The sequence below is a fragment of the Melittangium boletus DSM 14713 genome (genome assembly GCF_002305855.1).
GTDB classification, from domain to species: Bacteria; Myxococcota; Myxococcia; order Myxococcales; family Myxococcaceae; genus Cystobacter; species Cystobacter boletus.
Genome location: NZ_CP022163.1, coordinates 7736707 through 7750645 on the forward strand (window position 1 = coordinate 7736707; position 13939 = coordinate 7750645).

General features: G+C 66.8%; 13 protein-coding genes. 5 read left to right on the forward strand and 8 right to left on the reverse strand.

The genetic code is table 11. The annotated features are described in order from the left end of the window. Positions 1 to 6: 6 nt before the first annotated feature. Together MEBOL_RS32100 and MEBOL_RS32105 are read right to left on the reverse strand one after the other, a co-directional pair. Positions 7 to 660 (reverse strand): glutathione S-transferase family protein, encoded by a 654-nt coding sequence (locus MEBOL_RS32100; protein WP_095981009.1) that lies wholly within the window; start codon positions 658 to 660, stop codon positions 7 to 9. 96 nt (positions 661 to 756) lie between these two features. Beyond that, positions 757 to 1494, reverse strand: coding sequence for a class I SAM-dependent methyltransferase (locus MEBOL_RS32105; protein ID WP_095981010.1), 738 nt, complete (start codon positions 1492 to 1494; stop codon positions 757 to 759). A gap of 175 nt (positions 1495 to 1669) precedes the next feature. Between MEBOL_RS32105 and MEBOL_RS32110 the strand changes: the two genes are divergently transcribed. Together MEBOL_RS32110 and MEBOL_RS32115 are read left to right on the forward strand one after the other, a co-directional pair. Next, entirely contained in the window at positions 1670 to 3406 is a 1737-nt protein-coding gene (locus tag MEBOL_RS32110; protein ID WP_095981011.1) for an RICIN domain-containing protein, read from the forward strand. Between the two features lie 49 nt (positions 3407 to 3455). Next, positions 3456 to 4160 carry a hypothetical protein gene (locus MEBOL_RS32115; protein ID WP_095981012.1) on the forward strand — a complete coding sequence of 235 codons (705 nt, stop codon included), beginning with the start codon at positions 3456 to 3458 and terminating at the stop codon, positions 4158 to 4160. Between the two features lie 4 nt (positions 4161 to 4164). Here MEBOL_RS32115 and MEBOL_RS32120 read toward each other — a convergent pair whose 3' ends face one another. Genes MEBOL_RS32120 through MEBOL_RS32130 form a run of 3 tightly spaced genes read right to left on the reverse strand, consistent with a single transcriptional unit; the run spans position 4165 to position 6964 of the window. Continuing rightward, positions 4165 to 5166 carry a fumarylacetoacetate hydrolase family protein gene (locus MEBOL_RS32120; RefSeq protein WP_095981013.1) on the reverse strand — a complete coding sequence of 334 codons (1002 nt, stop codon included), beginning with the start codon at positions 5164 to 5166 and terminating at the stop codon, positions 4165 to 4167. Continuing rightward, positions 5163 to 6473, reverse strand: a complete 1311-nt coding sequence (hmgA, locus tag MEBOL_RS32125) for a homogentisate 1,2-dioxygenase (protein ID WP_095981014.1) — start codon at positions 6471 to 6473, stop codon at positions 5163 to 5165. The genes MEBOL_RS32120 and hmgA overlap by 4 nt, the downstream gene beginning before the upstream one ends. A gap of 41 nt (positions 6474 to 6514) precedes the next feature. Continuing rightward, entirely contained in the window at positions 6515 to 6964 is a 450-nt protein-coding gene (locus tag MEBOL_RS32130) for a MarR family winged helix-turn-helix transcriptional regulator (RefSeq protein ID WP_245919011.1), read from the reverse strand. Between the two features lie 64 nt (positions 6965 to 7028). Between MEBOL_RS32130 and MEBOL_RS32135 the strand changes: the two genes are divergently transcribed. Continuing rightward, the gene (locus tag MEBOL_RS32135; protein ID WP_095981016.1) at positions 7029 to 7481 is read left to right on the forward strand and encodes a hypothetical protein; all 453 of its coding nucleotides are present in this window, start codon (positions 7029 to 7031) and stop codon (positions 7479 to 7481) included. A gap of 56 nt (positions 7482 to 7537) precedes the next feature. On the opposite strand, the gene MEBOL_RS32140 is transcribed toward MEBOL_RS32135, so the two are convergent. Next, a complete protein-coding gene (locus MEBOL_RS32140) occupies positions 7538 to 7885 on the reverse strand; it encodes a hypothetical protein (RefSeq protein WP_095981017.1) in 348 nt (115 codons plus the stop codon). 263 nt (positions 7886 to 8148) lie between these two features. Between MEBOL_RS32140 and MEBOL_RS32145 the strand changes: the two genes are divergently transcribed. Further along, positions 8149 to 9684: a CehA/McbA family metallohydrolase domain-containing protein gene (locus tag MEBOL_RS32145; RefSeq protein WP_095981018.1), complete on the forward strand. Its 1536-nt coding sequence runs from the start codon at positions 8149 to 8151 to the stop codon at positions 9682 to 9684. A 27-nt stretch (positions 9685 to 9711) separates the two neighbouring features. Here MEBOL_RS32145 and MEBOL_RS32150 read toward each other — a convergent pair whose 3' ends face one another. Together MEBOL_RS32150 and MEBOL_RS32155 are read right to left on the reverse strand one after the other, a co-directional pair. Continuing rightward, positions 9712 to 11253, reverse strand: coding sequence for a DUF1501 domain-containing protein (locus tag MEBOL_RS32150; protein ID WP_095981019.1), 1542 nt, complete (start codon positions 11251 to 11253; stop codon positions 9712 to 9714). A gap of 5 nt (positions 11254 to 11258) precedes the next feature. Next, positions 11259 to 12923: a DUF1800 domain-containing protein gene (locus tag MEBOL_RS32155; protein ID WP_095981020.1), complete on the reverse strand. Its 1665-nt coding sequence runs from the start codon at positions 12921 to 12923 to the stop codon at positions 11259 to 11261. 127 nt (positions 12924 to 13050) lie between these two features. On the opposite strand from MEBOL_RS32155, the gene MEBOL_RS32160 reads away from it, so the two are divergent. Then, on the forward strand, positions 13051 to 13923 hold the full coding sequence (locus MEBOL_RS32160; protein ID WP_095981021.1) for an alpha/beta fold hydrolase: 873 nt from the start codon (positions 13051 to 13053) through the stop codon (positions 13921 to 13923). Positions 13924 to 13939: the final 16 nt, after the last annotated feature.

Genomic DNA, 13939 nt, shown 5'->3' on the forward strand with positions numbered 1-13939 from the left:
TTGTCCCTAGTCGCGATCCGGCGCGCCCAGCGGAAAGAAGGCGCGATAGGGCCGTGCCTCGTCGACGGCGCGCGCGAACGACGGCCGTGCCAGCAGCCGCTGGCGATACGCGCGGACGTTGGCGAACCGCGCGTCGATCGCATGCGTCCAGTCCGCATAGAACAGGAACGGCGCGGCGGCGCAGTCCGCGAGGCTGAAGGTCGTGCCAGCCGCCCATTCGCGGCTCGCCATGACGCCGTCGAGCCAGCCATACGCCGTGTCGAGCATCGCCCGTGCTTCCGCCACGCCATGGGGGTCGCGATGGGCCTCGGGCCGAATCTGGTTGAAGACGATCTTCTGCTGCGGCGTGGACACGTAGTTGTCGAAGAAGCGGTCCAGGGTCCGCACCTCGAGGGCCGCGCGTGGGTCCTCGGGAATCAGCCGGACCGGACCCGGGTGATACAGCTGCAAGTGCTCGATGATGATGCTCGCCTCCATCACCGTGCGATCCTCGTCCACCAGAACGGGAAAGCGCTTGAGCGGCCAGAGCGCCGCGAGTTCCTCCGCCGCCTGGGCATTGTCGAGCTTGCGCAGCTCGAAGGGGAGGGCGTTCTCGTAGAGCGCGATCAACACCTTCTGGCAGTACGACGAAAACGGGTGCGCATAGAGCTTCAGGGTCATCGCGAAGTCCTCAAGACATGACGGCTCGAACCGATTTCAAGTCGCAATCGGTTCTGTAGACGAACCGCTCCTGATTTGCAACCGGATTGGTGTGGATCATCGCTCGCAGCGCAGGGCCACCGCATGCGGGTTGTCGATGTAATCCCGCCAGAACGCATGGCCGTACTTCGTGAGCCCTTCCGGGGAGCATTCGGGGCGCGACCAGGTGAGGGTGTGGAATCCCGCCGCGCGAAGCGCCTGCTCGTGCGTGCTCCGGCTCCAGTAGGAGAAGTGGATGGTGAAGGGGCTCTTCGTGTGCAACTCCGCGGAGATCGTCTGTCCCTCGCGGGGGACCTCCGGGAAATCCAGCATCGTGATTCCATAACGGGTGCTGTTGGGGCCCTTCGCGCTGAACTCGGGATTGAACGCGTAGGTGACGAAGCTGCCCCCCGGCTTCAGTTGGGCATGGATGTTCCGGCACATCCGGAGCATGTGCTCGGGCGAGCTCGCATAGTGCAGCAGGTAGACGGCCGTCACGATGTCGAAGGCGCCCAGCAAGGGCATGTCGGCGACATCGGACACGTGGTACGCGAGGCCCAGCGGTTGAGCCTCTTCCTGCCGCCGGGCATTGCGAATCATCTCCTCCGAGATGTCCACGCCCACCACCCGTGTGGCGCCACGCTCCTTGAACTGCCGCGTGTACAGCCCGTCGCCACAGGCCACGTCGAGGACACTCTTCCCCTTCACGGTGCCCAGTGCCTTGAAGAGGGTGTATCCCTCCATGTACTCGGAGCGCACGGGTAACACATCCCAGTTCGCGACCTTGTCTCCAATCTGGTCATACTGTGCCGACATGTTTCGTTTCCTTTCGCGACGCGAAGGCAATTCCTAGCCTGGAAGCGGGGGGTGTACCAGGGGTGGAGACGTCGGCGGTTGACTCTCCACGAGGAAACATGCTAATCGGGCAAATCAAGAAGAAAAAGTAATAATTGGAATGGTTTGTCGCTACACGCCTAACCCCCCGAGATCCATGAAGATCAAAAACATAGGCTTCCTTGTCGGCGCCTCCCTTCTCACGTTCACCCTGGTGGCGGAGGCCGCTGACAGCTTCCGCGACGAGACTCAGGCGCGCGGCACGTACTTCCATACGGAGGTGCATCCTCCGCACTGGATGCCGTGGACCACCGATGGTGCGCCCGCGCTCGTGACTGGCCCCTCCTTCCTGACGCACGGTCTGCGCTGCAGCGGTCGCTACTGCGACGACGTGAGCCTGCTCAACGTGGAGTCTGGATATACGCAGACGAACAGTTGGTGGACGGACTCCTTTTCCGAGGAGGGCACGAACGAGCAGGTGTGCGCCAACAATGGCTTCGTGACGGGCATTGGCTGCTCGGGTGACTACTGCGACAGCATTTCCCTCCGGTGTTCGCAGATCAACAACGGCGGTGTGCGCTCGAACTGCTATTGGACGGAGGCCGTCTCGGACGAGAGTGGCGGGAAGTTCGTGGCTCCGGAGTCCCTGTACCTCGCGGGCATCCGGTGCTCGGGCCGCTACTGTGACAACAAGCAGCTCTATCTCTGTCAAGCAAACAACGGGGGACCGTCGTTTGATTTGAGCACGCTGGCGAAGCGGTATGCCCCCCGCCTTCGCTTCGACCAGGAGACCACCACGGGCTCCGGTGAGCAGAGCAAGTGCTTCCCGAGCGACGCCGCCACGTACTTCGCGCAACGCGCGCAAGGCGCATCCCCCATTTCGCTCTGCAACCAGGACTATTCGACGATTCGAAACAACCTGGTGCCGGCCTACTACCTCGCGACCCAGGTCGGAACGAACACGGTGCTCATCCGCTATTGGTACTTCTATGCGTGGCAGAGCACGTGTTTCGTCAGCGCGGGCTCTCACGCCGCGGACTGGGAGTCCATGACGGTCCTGGTCGTGGATGGGCAGTTGAGCCGGGTCGCGTTCTACCAGCACGGCGGATGGTACAGCCGGGAAGCCGGTTCGTACGAGACCGTGGAGGGGACGCATCCGGTCGCCTACGTTGGGAAGAACGCCCACGGCTCCTACCATGACTCCGGCGGGTCGGGCGGCTGCCTCTACTTCGAGGACTACCGCAATCCCGGCGGCAACGACTACCGCATGGATACCTGGAACAACCTCGTGCCGCTCACCCGGGGCAGCGGCTCTCCCGCGTGGATGAACTGCACGGGCTCGGGCTGCTTCGATGGGATCGGTCATCCGATCGAACAAACGGGTGACCTGCGCTCCATGCGCGGCTGTGGGAAGGACGGCTGCGATAAGTCTTCCGTCGGGGAGAACATTCCCTTCCAGAACGACCCGACGGGCGCGGATCATACGGCGGTCCATGTCCAGCACAGTGGAAAGGTGATCGATGTCCCCGGGGCAAGCACCAGTGAGGGTGTGAAGCTCACCCAATTCTCGAACCGGGGCGTGGACAACGAGCGATGGATGCTCGAGTCGGCGGGAGGCGAGTACTTCACGTTGCGCGTACGCCACAGCGGCAAGTGCATGGACGTGGCCGGATCTTCCACGACGGCCGGCACGAACGTGCTCCAGCACACCTGCAATGGCGGCGACAACCAGAAGTTCCGCCTGATCCCCTACGGCAACGGGTACTTCGCGCTTCAGGCGAAGCACAGCAATCAATGCCTGGACATCGCGGGCGGCTCCATGGACGACGGTGGTTTCCTGGTCCAGTGGCCGTGTGCTTGGACGGCGAACGAGAGCTTCCGCTTCGCGCGGTGATTCGCCCACTCTATTGCGACTCGAAGGCGGCGGAGACTAGGTTCGCGCCATGCGCGCGCTTGCTCTCCTGCCCCTGTTCCTCGGCGTCTCCGCTCACGCGGACGTGCCACTGGATGATCTCCTCAAACGCCTGGGCGAGGCGGAAGAGCGGAAACTGGCCGTCCCCGCTTGCCGCGTCGTGGAGAGTTCGGTCACGGAGTCCTTGGACAAGGACGGCAAGGTGAAGGGGCGGCTGACCCGCAGCTACGAGGTCACCCGTTCCGGAACCACGGTGTTCGCGCGCAAGCTGCTCTCCCAGAAGGAAGAGGGGGACTTGCCCAGCCAGCTCAAGGCCGAGCCGAAGGACCCGCCGAAGAACGAGGACGGCAAGGCGAGGCTTTCCCCGTTCCATCCGCGAGCCAGGGCGGATTACCACTTCGAATCCGCACCGGGTTCGGGCGAGGACCTCTTGACCGTGAGGTTCGCCCCCTTGAAGGCGGACAAGCAGCGGATGAAGGGACAGGCGGTGGTGGACGCGCGGACCGGGAAGGTGCTGTCCCTGAGCATGTCCCCGTCCGACATGCCCCCCATGTTGAAGGAGTTGCAGATGGACTTCCTGACCTACGCGGAGACCCCATGCGAGTGGCAGCCCACGCGGATGAAGCTCGCCGGCTCGGGTGGCCTCCTCCTCTACAAGGTTCGTTTTCGTTCGGAGGTGACGATGACCGGACACCAGAAGGTGGACGTGCCGGGCACCGTGCCCGAAGCACGCTGATGACTCAGTCTCCAACCACCTGGTCGATGGCCCCGAAGATCGTGCCGGCCTCGTCCCGCATCTCGATGCGCACCCGGTTGCCACGCTTCAGGAACGGCGTCTTGGGCGCGCCGCTCTGAAGCGTCTCGACCGTGCGCAACTCCGCGAGGCACGAGTAGCCCACGCCGCCCTCGGCCACTGTTTTTCCGGGCCCCCCGTCAGCTCCCCGGTTCGACACCGTGCCAGAGCCGATGAGCGTCCCCGCGCACAGCGTCCGCGTCTTGGCCGCGTGGGCGATCAGCGTGCCGAAGTCGAACGTCATGTCGACCCCCGCGTCCGCGCGCCCGAAGGGCTGGCCGTCGAGGAAGACCTCGAGGCGGCGGTGCAGCTTGCCCTCACGCCACGCGGCTCCCAGTTCGTCGGGCGTGACGAACACCGGTGAGAACGCCGAGGCGGGCTTGGACTGGAAGAACCCGAAGCCCTTCGCCAGCTCCCCCGGAATCAGGTTTCGCAGCGACACGTCGTTGACGAGCCCGACCAGCACGATCGCCCCGAGCGCCTGCTCGCGCGTGGCGCCGAGGGGCACGTCGTTCGTCACGACCACGACTTCGCCCTCCATGTCGCAGCCCCACGCCTCGTCGGCGAGCGGGATGGGCTGGCGCGGGCCGAGGAAGCCGTCGGAGCCCCCCTGGTACATCAACGGATCGGTCCAGAACGTCGCCGGCATCTCCGCCTTGCGTGCCTTGCGCACCAGTTCGACGTGATTCACGTACGCCGAGCCGTCCGCCCACTGGTAGGCGCGAGGCAATGGCGCCGCACACCGCGCCGGATCGAATGGCTCGCCCGCGAGCGCACCCCTCTCCAGCTGCTCCGCGAGCGCGCGCAACGGCGGGGCGTGGCGCTCCCAATCGTCGAGCGCGGCCTGCAAGGTCGGGACGACGGCCGACGCGTCCGCCTGCCGCGAGAGATCCTTCGAAACGACGACGAGGCGGCCATCCCGCCCCACGTTCAGGGATGCGAGCTTCATGATGGGGTTCCTTCCTTGGCGGGCACCTGGGCCTTGCGGAGGTCGGCCCAGCAGGCGTCGTAATCGGATTGCAGCGCCGGGCTCTCCATCGCCGCGCGCGTCGGCGCGATGACCCAGCGCGTCTCGAACATGAACGCGAGCGTGTTATCGATCTTCCGCGGCGCGAGGTCCGCGGCGACCGCCGCCTCGTAGGTCTTCCGGTCGGGGCCGTGGGCGCTCATGCAGTTGTGGAGTGATGCTCCGCCCGGCACGAACTGGTCCGCCTTGGCGTCGTAGACACCGTGGACCAGTCCCATCAACTCGCTCATCACGTTGCGATGGAACCACGGCGGCCGGAACGTGTGCTCCGCGACCATCCACCGAGGCGGGAAGATCACGAAGTCACAGTTCGCGGTCCCTGGGGTCTCGCTCGGCGATGTCAGCACCGTGAAGATGGACGGGTCGGGGTGATCGAAGCTCACCGTGTTGAGGGTGTTGAAGCGCGCGAGGTCATAGGTGTACGGCACGTGCGTGCCGTGCCACGCGACCACGTCGAACGGCGAGTGGTCGAGCGTCGTTTCCCAGAGGTTGCCCTGGAACTTCTGCACGACGCGCGTCGGCCGCTCGATGTCCTCGTAGCTCGCCACCGGCGCGAGGAAGTCTCGCGGGTTCGCGAGGCCATTGGAGCCGATGGGTCCCAGCTCGGGCAGCCTGAAGGGCGCGCCGTAGTTCTCGCAGATGTAGCCTCGCACGGGCCCGCCGGGCAGCTCCACGCGCATGCGCACTCCGCGCGGGACGAGCGCGACGTGGCCGGGCGGAACCTCCAGGACGCCCAGCTCGGTCACGATCCGGATCGTCCCGGACTGCGGGACGATGAGGAACTCGCCGTCGGCGTTGAAGAACGCGGTGTCGACCATCGAGGCGTTCGCGACGTAGAGATGCACCGCCGCGCCCGAGGCGAGGGCTGGCGAACCATTGCCGCCCAGCGTGAACAGCCCCTCGAGGAACGTCGTCGGCTCCGTCGGCAGCGGCAGCGGATTCCAGCGCAGCCGGTTGGGCGATGGGGGCACCTCGTTGAATGGCCCGCTGCTCAGCCCCCGTGACTCCGTCCGCCGGTACGGCGGGTGGGCCGCGCTCGGCCGCAGTCGATAGAACCACGTCCGCCGGTTCTCACCGCGCGGCGCGGTGAACGACGTGCCCGAGATCTGTTCGGCGTAGAGGTCGAACGCGACGCGCTGCGGCGTGTTCTGGCCGACCGGAAGCGCGCCAGCGATCGCCTCCGATGCGTGCTCGTTCCCGAATCCTGAGAGATGGCGGATCGTATCCATGACGCCCCGGATGGTAACAGATGAAACCAAATTGACAAGGTTCAGGGGTTGCGCTTCAGGGCGCGGATCGTGGTGCGCTCGACACGCTCGAGCAGCGAGCGCAACACCGCGCGCTCGCTCGGCTCGAGTTCGGCGAGCACCTCGGCCTCGGCCTCGAGTGCAGCGGGGGCCACGCGCTCGTAGATGCGGCGGCCCGCGGCGGTCAGTGACAAGCGGCGCGAGCGTGCGTCGCTCTCGTTCGTGGCGCGCCGGACCAGACCGCGCTCCTCGAGGGAGCGCGCGGCGCGGCTCACCGGGACCTTCTCCATCCGCGTGCGCTTGACGAGGTCGAGCTGCGTGCGCTCGCCGTCTTCCCCGAGCACCGCGATGAGCCGCCACTCCTGCGTGCTCAGGCCGTATTGCTCCGCGTAGACGCGCGCGATTCGTTGGCTGACGACATTCGCGGCGACCGAGAGGCGGTAGGGGAGGAATTCGTCGAGGGTCAGGCTCACGGTGCGCGCTCGGCTCATCGTGCCGAGTATAAGACGAGCGTCAGCCTCCCTCGAGCGCACTCACATGCCCATGGATCCCCATCGCGAGTATTGCCGGCGTCAGCATCGCCTCCTGGCCCACCACCTCAGCATCGAGGCGTGGTGCGCGGGCGATGATTGCATCCTCCTGGAGCGCGGCCACCTGGAGGAGTTCCTGAAGCTCGAGCGTTTCAAGAGCACCCGGGTGCAATGGCTCCTGGAGGACATCAAGCCCTGGTTCAAACACACCGAGCCCATCCACGCCGGCCCGGAAGGCGATCTGTCTTCACTCGAGGCGCTGTACCTGTCGCGGGTGCCCCTCGCCCGGAAGTTCCTCGTCAGGCCCGACCCCATCAACGCCGACGAGTTGGTGGCCTGGCTGCGGAGCAATGGCCTGCGCATCAGCCTCCTGCATTCGATCAGCGCGGTCATTCCTCCCTCGGAGGAGCAGATCGTCACCCGGCTCGCGCTGCTCGCCTCGGGTCTGTCGGAGCCATGAACCACCGCGCCGCCCGGGGATGGATGTCTCCCGGACGGCACGAGTCACGCCGCGCGTCAGAACAGATCGTCGCGGCAGGAGCCCCAGTAGGCATCCTGGAAGCTGCCACGGTTCTTGCCAGGCTCCGCGCACCACGACTGCGCCTGGTACGTGCAGTTCTCCGACACCCACCACAGCAGGTGGGCATCGATGCGGTTGGCGCACTTGGCGCAACAACCGGTGCCTTGCGACTTCACCTCACCTCCGCCGAGATACTCGTCGAGACGCACCTGCTCGCCGCCTGCCTGGGACTGCTCGGAGGCCGGAGCCTGCTCGGAGGCCGGGGCCTGCTCCTGGGGACCACAGCCGGTCCCGAACAGCGCGATCAACCCCACCGCCAGGATGCCACTCCGAATCGCATTCATTCGTCAGTTCCTTTCGAATTGGAGACGCGGATCCACGTTCGAATCGCGTGCGAGGTCTCGCGGGGGTCACAAGACGGCTGCGACGCCACTTTCCGGACCATCACGGTAAGCACCTTATTCATGAATTACTTTTAAATCAAGGAGCATCACGGTTCGCTGGTGTTGAGCACATGGCAGGCACTTGCGGCCTCCGGACCGTGGTGATGCGAGAGTTGTGTGGCGACTTCTTACGTCCGGCTCATTCGTCACACACTGGAGACCCGATGTTCCGTCGTCACCTGCCGCGCCTGGCGTCATTCCTGGCCTCCCTGCTCTTGCCCTCCTCCGTGCTCGCGCACGAGCCCCAACCGGCGGGGGGCTGGCCGTGGGATCCCGATGTCACCAACGTGCCCGCGAGCGACCGCTACCCACGTCCGCCCAGCCGCATCGGCAACCAGCGCCACCTCATCGCCCCGGAGGCACAGGGCGGTTGGAGGACGTACCTGGGAGATCTCCACGCGCACTCCCGGGGCCACGGCGCCTCGGGACAGGCCACGCCGAACATCCAGCGCGACGAGGTGAACCTCTCGGCCTGGTACTTCGGCTACGACTTCATCGCCATCACCAATCACAGCACGTCCTGGAAGCTCTATGACGAACTGGCGCCGCTGCACCGGTTTCTCTCGAGCGCCAACTCGCTCCAGCCGCCGGACCTGCTGGCGCTCAAGGGGGTGGAGAGCTACGCCGGTCCCCAGAACCTCACGCACTTCAGTGCCTTCAACCAGCTCATCCTCCTGGATACGGACAGCCTGAGCGTCTGGCACTCCGCCCTCATCGCCCGCTACGCGGAGGATCCGACGCGAAGCACCCATGTGCAGCTCAACCACCCGAACCAGGACGATCCGTGGTTCAGCCTGCCCTCGGAGCCTGATCGCCGCCGCAAGGTGCGCGAGGTCGTCGAGCTGGCCGAGTACAACGGCATGCCGTCGTACTTCGAGCTGCTGCGACGGGGCTTTCGGGTCGCGCCCGTGTCGAACACGGACTCGCATGCCTCCTTCGCCCTTCCCCAGGAGCCGGGCGTTCCCCCGGAGAAATGGAAGGGCGAGGAGCGCGGGGGACGCGCGGGCATCCTGCTGCCGGCGAGCGAGCCCTTCACCTATGAGAGCTTCCTCTGGGCGCTGCGCGAGCGCCGGGCCTTCCACACCACCGTGCCCGCCGCCTCCGGCTTCTTCGTGGTCAACCAGCATCCCATGGGCTCCGAGTTCACCCTGGCACCCGGAGAGGAACGGCTCGACTTCACCGTCTGGGGGACCACCCGCGAGGGCCGCGCCGGACGCGATGCCTGGAAGCGCCTGGAGGTGTGGTCTCCCTTCCAGCCGGATCGGCCGCTGGTGGTTTTCGAGTACGCGGATGAGAAGCGGGTGGACCTGAAGCAGACCCTGAGTCTGACGCCCTACGAGTCCATCTACGTGTTGCGGCTGCAACAGGGACAGCCAGATGCCGAGGTGCTTCTGGCCCCCATTTGGATCACCAACCCCGTGGCCCGGCCCCACGTCTCGTTGTCCCGGAGCGGGTTGTCCGGAGAGGACACGCCGTGCCTGGTGGTGCAGGGAGGAGGAGAGGTTCTGCACCTGCAGCGGGCGGATACCGAGGACGAGGACGCCAGGCCGGGTGACTGGCGGACCGTGGCCACGGTGTCTCCGGGTGGAGGGTGTCATGCCCTCGACACCGCGGACCCACGGGGGCGCTCGCGGTGGCGGGTGGTGGATGCCTTCCAGGCGGAAGTCGTCTCCAACGAGGTGGCGCTCCCGCCCCGGTAGGTGTGCGACGTCCGGTCGCTGGGCGTCCTATGCGTCTGGCTGCATGAACGCGACCTTGTAGGCCCGCGCGGAGGTGGGGAATCCGCCGGCCACCGCGGCGGCCACGTAGCCCGAGAGGTTCGGGAACACGTAGTCGCGCTCCGCCGCCGTCGACAGCCCCAGCCAGGAGGCGACGGAGAAGGAGTACTGGTCCACCGTCAGCGATGGAATCCAGCGCCCCTTGGCGTCGGTGGTGTCCGGGTTGTTCACCGCGCCCCCCGACAGGTTTAGGCTGGGGAAGGTGCCGTAGAGGCGGCGCCCCTGGACGCGCTCTCCGATCACGATGGAGTGATTTCCCCAGCCGTGGTCGGTACCCCGGTCCGAGTTCTCCATCAGGGTGCGGCTGAAGTCGCTCATCGTGAAGAGCGTGGCCTGCGGCGGGCTCGAGCCAAAGGCCGTTTCTGTCCGGAGCAGGGCCACCGCCTGGTGGAAGGCGTCGAGAGCGAAGTCGAGCTCCGCGAGCAGCGCGTCCTGCGTCTGCCGCTGGTTCGTGTGGGTGTCGAAGCCGCCCAGCCCCACCGAGTACACCTGCCTCCGGACGCCCAGCCCGGTGAGCGCCGTGGGCATGGCTCCCGCGATGAGGTCGCGGAGCACCTGGTAGAGCTGGGTGTGCAGCGTCCAGTTCGTCGCTCCCGCGGGCGGGACGAACAGCGCGTCCAGGCTGTCACGCGTCGCCGGTGGAAGCTGATTCCAGGCCGTCTCCCGAGCGGCGGCACGCGCCGCGGCGAATGTCTGCGCCGTGGTGAAGACCCCGCCGTAAGACGCCTCCAGCGCCACGCCGTTGTCGAGGGCGACCACCTGGGCCAGCGCGTTCGCCTGGAGGGCGCTGAAGTTGGCGTCGCCCGTTTCGCGGAACGCGAGCACGCCGCTGGATGACACCATCATCGGCTGCCGCTCCGCGCCCACGGCGAAGAGCGGCTTGCCCCCGAACGAGGTCACCTCCGGGTACTCCCCTGGGTTGAGCCCGTGCAGCTTGTCCGCCGTCCGGCCGCCCCAACCGGTGGCCTTGCCGATGAGCGCCAGGGGCAGCGCCGCGGTGGAGGGGTTCGCGATGGCGCTCGCCCAGGCGTCCTGCTGGTCGCTGTGGGAGAACAGGTTGTCGGGCCGGGCCACCGTGCCGTTGGTGTAATCGGCCTTCCGCATGGGCTTCACCAGGGGCCCCACGTTGCACAGCAGCGCGGCGCGCTCCTGCTCGAAGAGCGCGCGGATCTTCGTGAGCGAGGGGTGCAGTCCGTAGGAGGCCGCGTCTTGGCCCACCGGGTTGATGGCGAGCAGCTCGGACGTGTCGAAGCCGATGTTCGGCCGCGCGTCGCGGTATTGCCCGTACGGACCGCTCTTCAGGGGAACGAGGACGTTGTTGCCGTCATTGCCGCCCAGCAGGAAGACGCAGACCGCCGCGCGGTAGCCGGCGTAGCCACCGAGGGTGGCGGCCTCCGCCGTGCCGAGCCAGCGGGGAAGGGTCGAGGAAGCGGCGAGAAGCCCCAGGGTGCTGGAGGCGCCGCGCAGGAACAGGCGTCGTGAGAGCGTCATGGGGCTCACCTCTGGATCTGGAATTCGGGAGAAAGGGTCGTGAGGTAGAGGGCCAGCTTCTTCTTGCGCGTCGTGTCGCCCGCGCGCGGGTCCGCCAGGGAGTTTTGCAGGACGAGCTGGAGGTCCGCGGACATCGTGTCGTGGAGCAGGTTGTGATCCAGCCAAGCCACCAGGTCCGTTGGCGCCGAGGGAACGGTGTTCAGGTCGATGAGGATGCCGGCATTGGCGGCGGTGTTGGCGTAGAGCAGCTCGTGCACGAAGTTGGCGCGCGCCGTGACGGTCGCGGTGTCGAGGATGGCGAACTCGGGCCCGAGCAGGCCGTTGGCGCCGGGCGCCGGAGCGTTCGGCGGGTAGTAGCTGAAGACCGACGGAGAGCGGGGGACGAACTGCCCCATCGCGCGGCTCCAGTTGCTGAGCTTCGCGCCCGGGTCCTTGCCTCCCGTGGTGTCGAGCGTCCCATTCAGCCACCGGACGGCGGTGGTGACGAACAGGGCGGGGGAGCGGAGGTGCCCGTACGTGGGCTGCTGCGCGGACGGCGCCGTCGAGCCGCGCGCCTCGCTGTCCTCCAGGATCTTCCGCACCACGAAGCGCAGATCGCCTCGCACGCCGTTGCCGTTGCTCTTGAAGGCATCCACCACGCGCTGGACGTAGGCGGGGCTCGGGTTGCTGGTGACGAGGTGCTGGATGAGCTGCTTGCAGATGAACGGCGGGAGGTTCGGATCGGCGAAGACGTTGTCGAGCGCCTCGGTCAGGTGCCGCGTGGCGCCGGCTCCAGCGGTCGTCATCTGGCCCCGGAGGAGGCGCCGTGCGCTGGAGTCGTGGTTCGCGTCACAGCCAATCATCGGCGCCGGGTAGCTGGGCGGGTTCGAGCGGCCCACCGTCGGGCAACCCGTGCCGCTGGCATAGGTCCACCCGGAGAGGGCCGCGGCGAAGGCCTGCACCTGCTCCTCGGTGTAGGCGGGAATGAGCTCGTCGTTGGCGTCCCTCTTCTCGGTGCCGTCCTCGTTGAGCTGGTGGAGCCCGAGCGTGAAGAGCTGGAGCATTTCCCGCGCGTAGTTCTCGTTCGGCTGCACGGGCTGGCCGTTCGCCTTGAACGCCTTGTTGTTCGCCATGTCGAGGTACGTGCCCATGGCGGGGTCGAGCGTGATGGCCTCCAGCAGCTGGCGGAAATTGCCGAAGGCGCGCTGGGAGAGCAGGTTGAGATAGCCCGCCATCGCGAGCCGGGGCTCGTTCTCGGGCGTGCCCTGCGGGTTGGGGATGCCGTTCTGCGAGACGACGAAGATCTGGCTCAGCGCGAACGCCACCCGCTGCCGGAGCTGATCCTCTCCCTGGATGGCGTTGGAGAAGAACTGCGAGCTGAGGTCCGCCGTGGCCTCCGCGTCGAACGTCGAGCGCGGGGCATTGAACTGCGCGGTGATGGACTGGGTGATACCGACGGCGGCCACCTGTTCCACCGAGTCGATGGGCAACGGGCCCGTGCCCTGGGCGCGGCGCGGGCCGAACGTGGCTTGCTCGAGGAAGCGGATGGCGTTCGCCTCGGAGGTGGCGAGCGTGCCGGCGCCCTGCTCCTTCTGGCCGGGCTGGGCATGGGCGGGTGTATCGGATGCGGATTCAGCCGGTGCGCAAGCGGTCGCGCACACGGCCAGGGCGAGAGCGATGGGTCGTTTCATCCGGAGCTGTTCCTTCGAGGCGATCGCTCGAATCCTACAACTCAGGTTTTACCATTTAAACTGGAAAATCAGTGAGGTTGCATTTTTCTGCTTCGCTGAAGGGCCCGAACTTCCATACACTCCGGGGATGACCCTTCGATTCCCAGCGCCAGACCGCACCCGCCAACTCGATCTCGAGGATGGACGGCGCCTGGGCTGGTCCGAGTGGGGGGACGTTCATGGCACGCCGGTGCTCTTCTGCACGGGCGCGGGCATGACCCGTTCCTTCGGTTTCGGCGCGGACGCCCTCCGAGAACTGAGCGTGCGATTGATCTGCATCGATCGCCCGGGGCTCGGCGGGTCGGCGCCGGACCCGGACAAGAGCCTCGCGAGCTACGCGCGGGATGTCGTGTCCGTGCTGCGATGCGAGGGGATTGTGCGACCCGCCGTGGTCGGTTTCTCGCAGGGAGCTCCCTTCGCGGTCGCCGTCGCCGGTATGAACACCGTCTCGGCCCTGGCCCTTGTCTCCGGCCAGGACGAACTCGCGTACCCACCGACGCGGCGGATGCTTCATCCGGACGTCGCTGGACTGGTCGCGGCGATCGAGGCGGATCGGGAGGGGTTCGAGGCCTCGTTCGCGGCACGGGTGGATGCGCGGGGGCTGTGGTCGCTCATCATCGGCATGAGCGCGCCCGAGGATCGGGTCCTCTACAACGAGCCCGCGTTCGCCGCCGCGTACCAGCAGTCCCTGGCCGAGGGATTCGCCCAAGGACCTGGTGGGTATGTCCGTGACCTCACCCTGGCCATGAGCCGCTGGTCGACGCGGCCCGAGGCCATCTCCGTGCCCGTGAGCCTCTGGTACGGACAGCGTGATACGAGCCCTGTTCACTCTCCGGACTTCGGGGCGACCCTGAGTTCACGCTTTCCGAACGCGCGCTTGCATGTGTTGCCGGACGAAGGTGGCTCGCTCTTGTGGACCCGGAGCCGGGACATCCTCCGCGAATTGGTGCGCGCCAGCTAGCTCCACGCCTGGACGG

What these genes read in the sequence shown, in the direction of transcription:
- MEBOL_RS32100 (WP_095981009.1), bottom strand. Translation starts at nt 660, where the DNA reads ATGACCCTGAAGCTCTATGCGCACCCGTTTTCGTCGTACTGCCAGAAG.
- MEBOL_RS32105 (WP_095981010.1), bottom strand. Translation starts at nt 1,494, where the DNA reads ATGTCGGCACAGTATGACCAGATTGGAGACAAGGTCGCGAACTGGGAT.
- MEBOL_RS32110 (WP_095981011.1), top strand. Translation starts at nt 1,670, where the DNA reads ATGAAGATCAAAAACATAGGCTTCCTTGTCGGCGCCTCCCTTCTCACG.
- MEBOL_RS32115 (WP_095981012.1), top strand. Translation starts at nt 3,456, where the DNA reads ATGCGCGCGCTTGCTCTCCTGCCCCTGTTCCTCGGCGTCTCCGCTCAC.
- MEBOL_RS32120 (WP_095981013.1), bottom strand. Translation starts at nt 5,166, where the DNA reads ATGAAGCTCGCATCCCTGAACGTGGGGCGGGATGGCCGCCTCGTCGTC.
- hmgA (WP_095981014.1), bottom strand. Translation starts at nt 6,473, where the DNA reads ATGGATACGATCCGCCATCTCTCAGGATTCGGGAACGAGCACGCATCG.
- MEBOL_RS32135 (WP_095981016.1), top strand. Translation starts at nt 7,029, where the DNA reads ATGCCCATGGATCCCCATCGCGAGTATTGCCGGCGTCAGCATCGCCTC.
- MEBOL_RS32140 (WP_095981017.1), bottom strand. Translation starts at nt 7,885, where the DNA reads ATGAATGCGATTCGGAGTGGCATCCTGGCGGTGGGGTTGATCGCGCTG.
- MEBOL_RS32145 (WP_095981018.1), top strand. Translation starts at nt 8,149, where the DNA reads ATGTTCCGTCGTCACCTGCCGCGCCTGGCGTCATTCCTGGCCTCCCTG.
- MEBOL_RS32150 (WP_095981019.1), bottom strand. Translation starts at nt 11,253, where the DNA reads ATGACGCTCTCACGACGCCTGTTCCTGCGCGGCGCCTCCAGCACCCTG.
- MEBOL_RS32155 (WP_095981020.1), bottom strand. Translation starts at nt 12,923, where the DNA reads ATGAAACGACCCATCGCTCTCGCCCTGGCCGTGTGCGCGACCGCTTGC.
- MEBOL_RS32160 (WP_095981021.1), top strand. Translation starts at nt 13,051, where the DNA reads ATGACCCTTCGATTCCCAGCGCCAGACCGCACCCGCCAACTCGATCTC.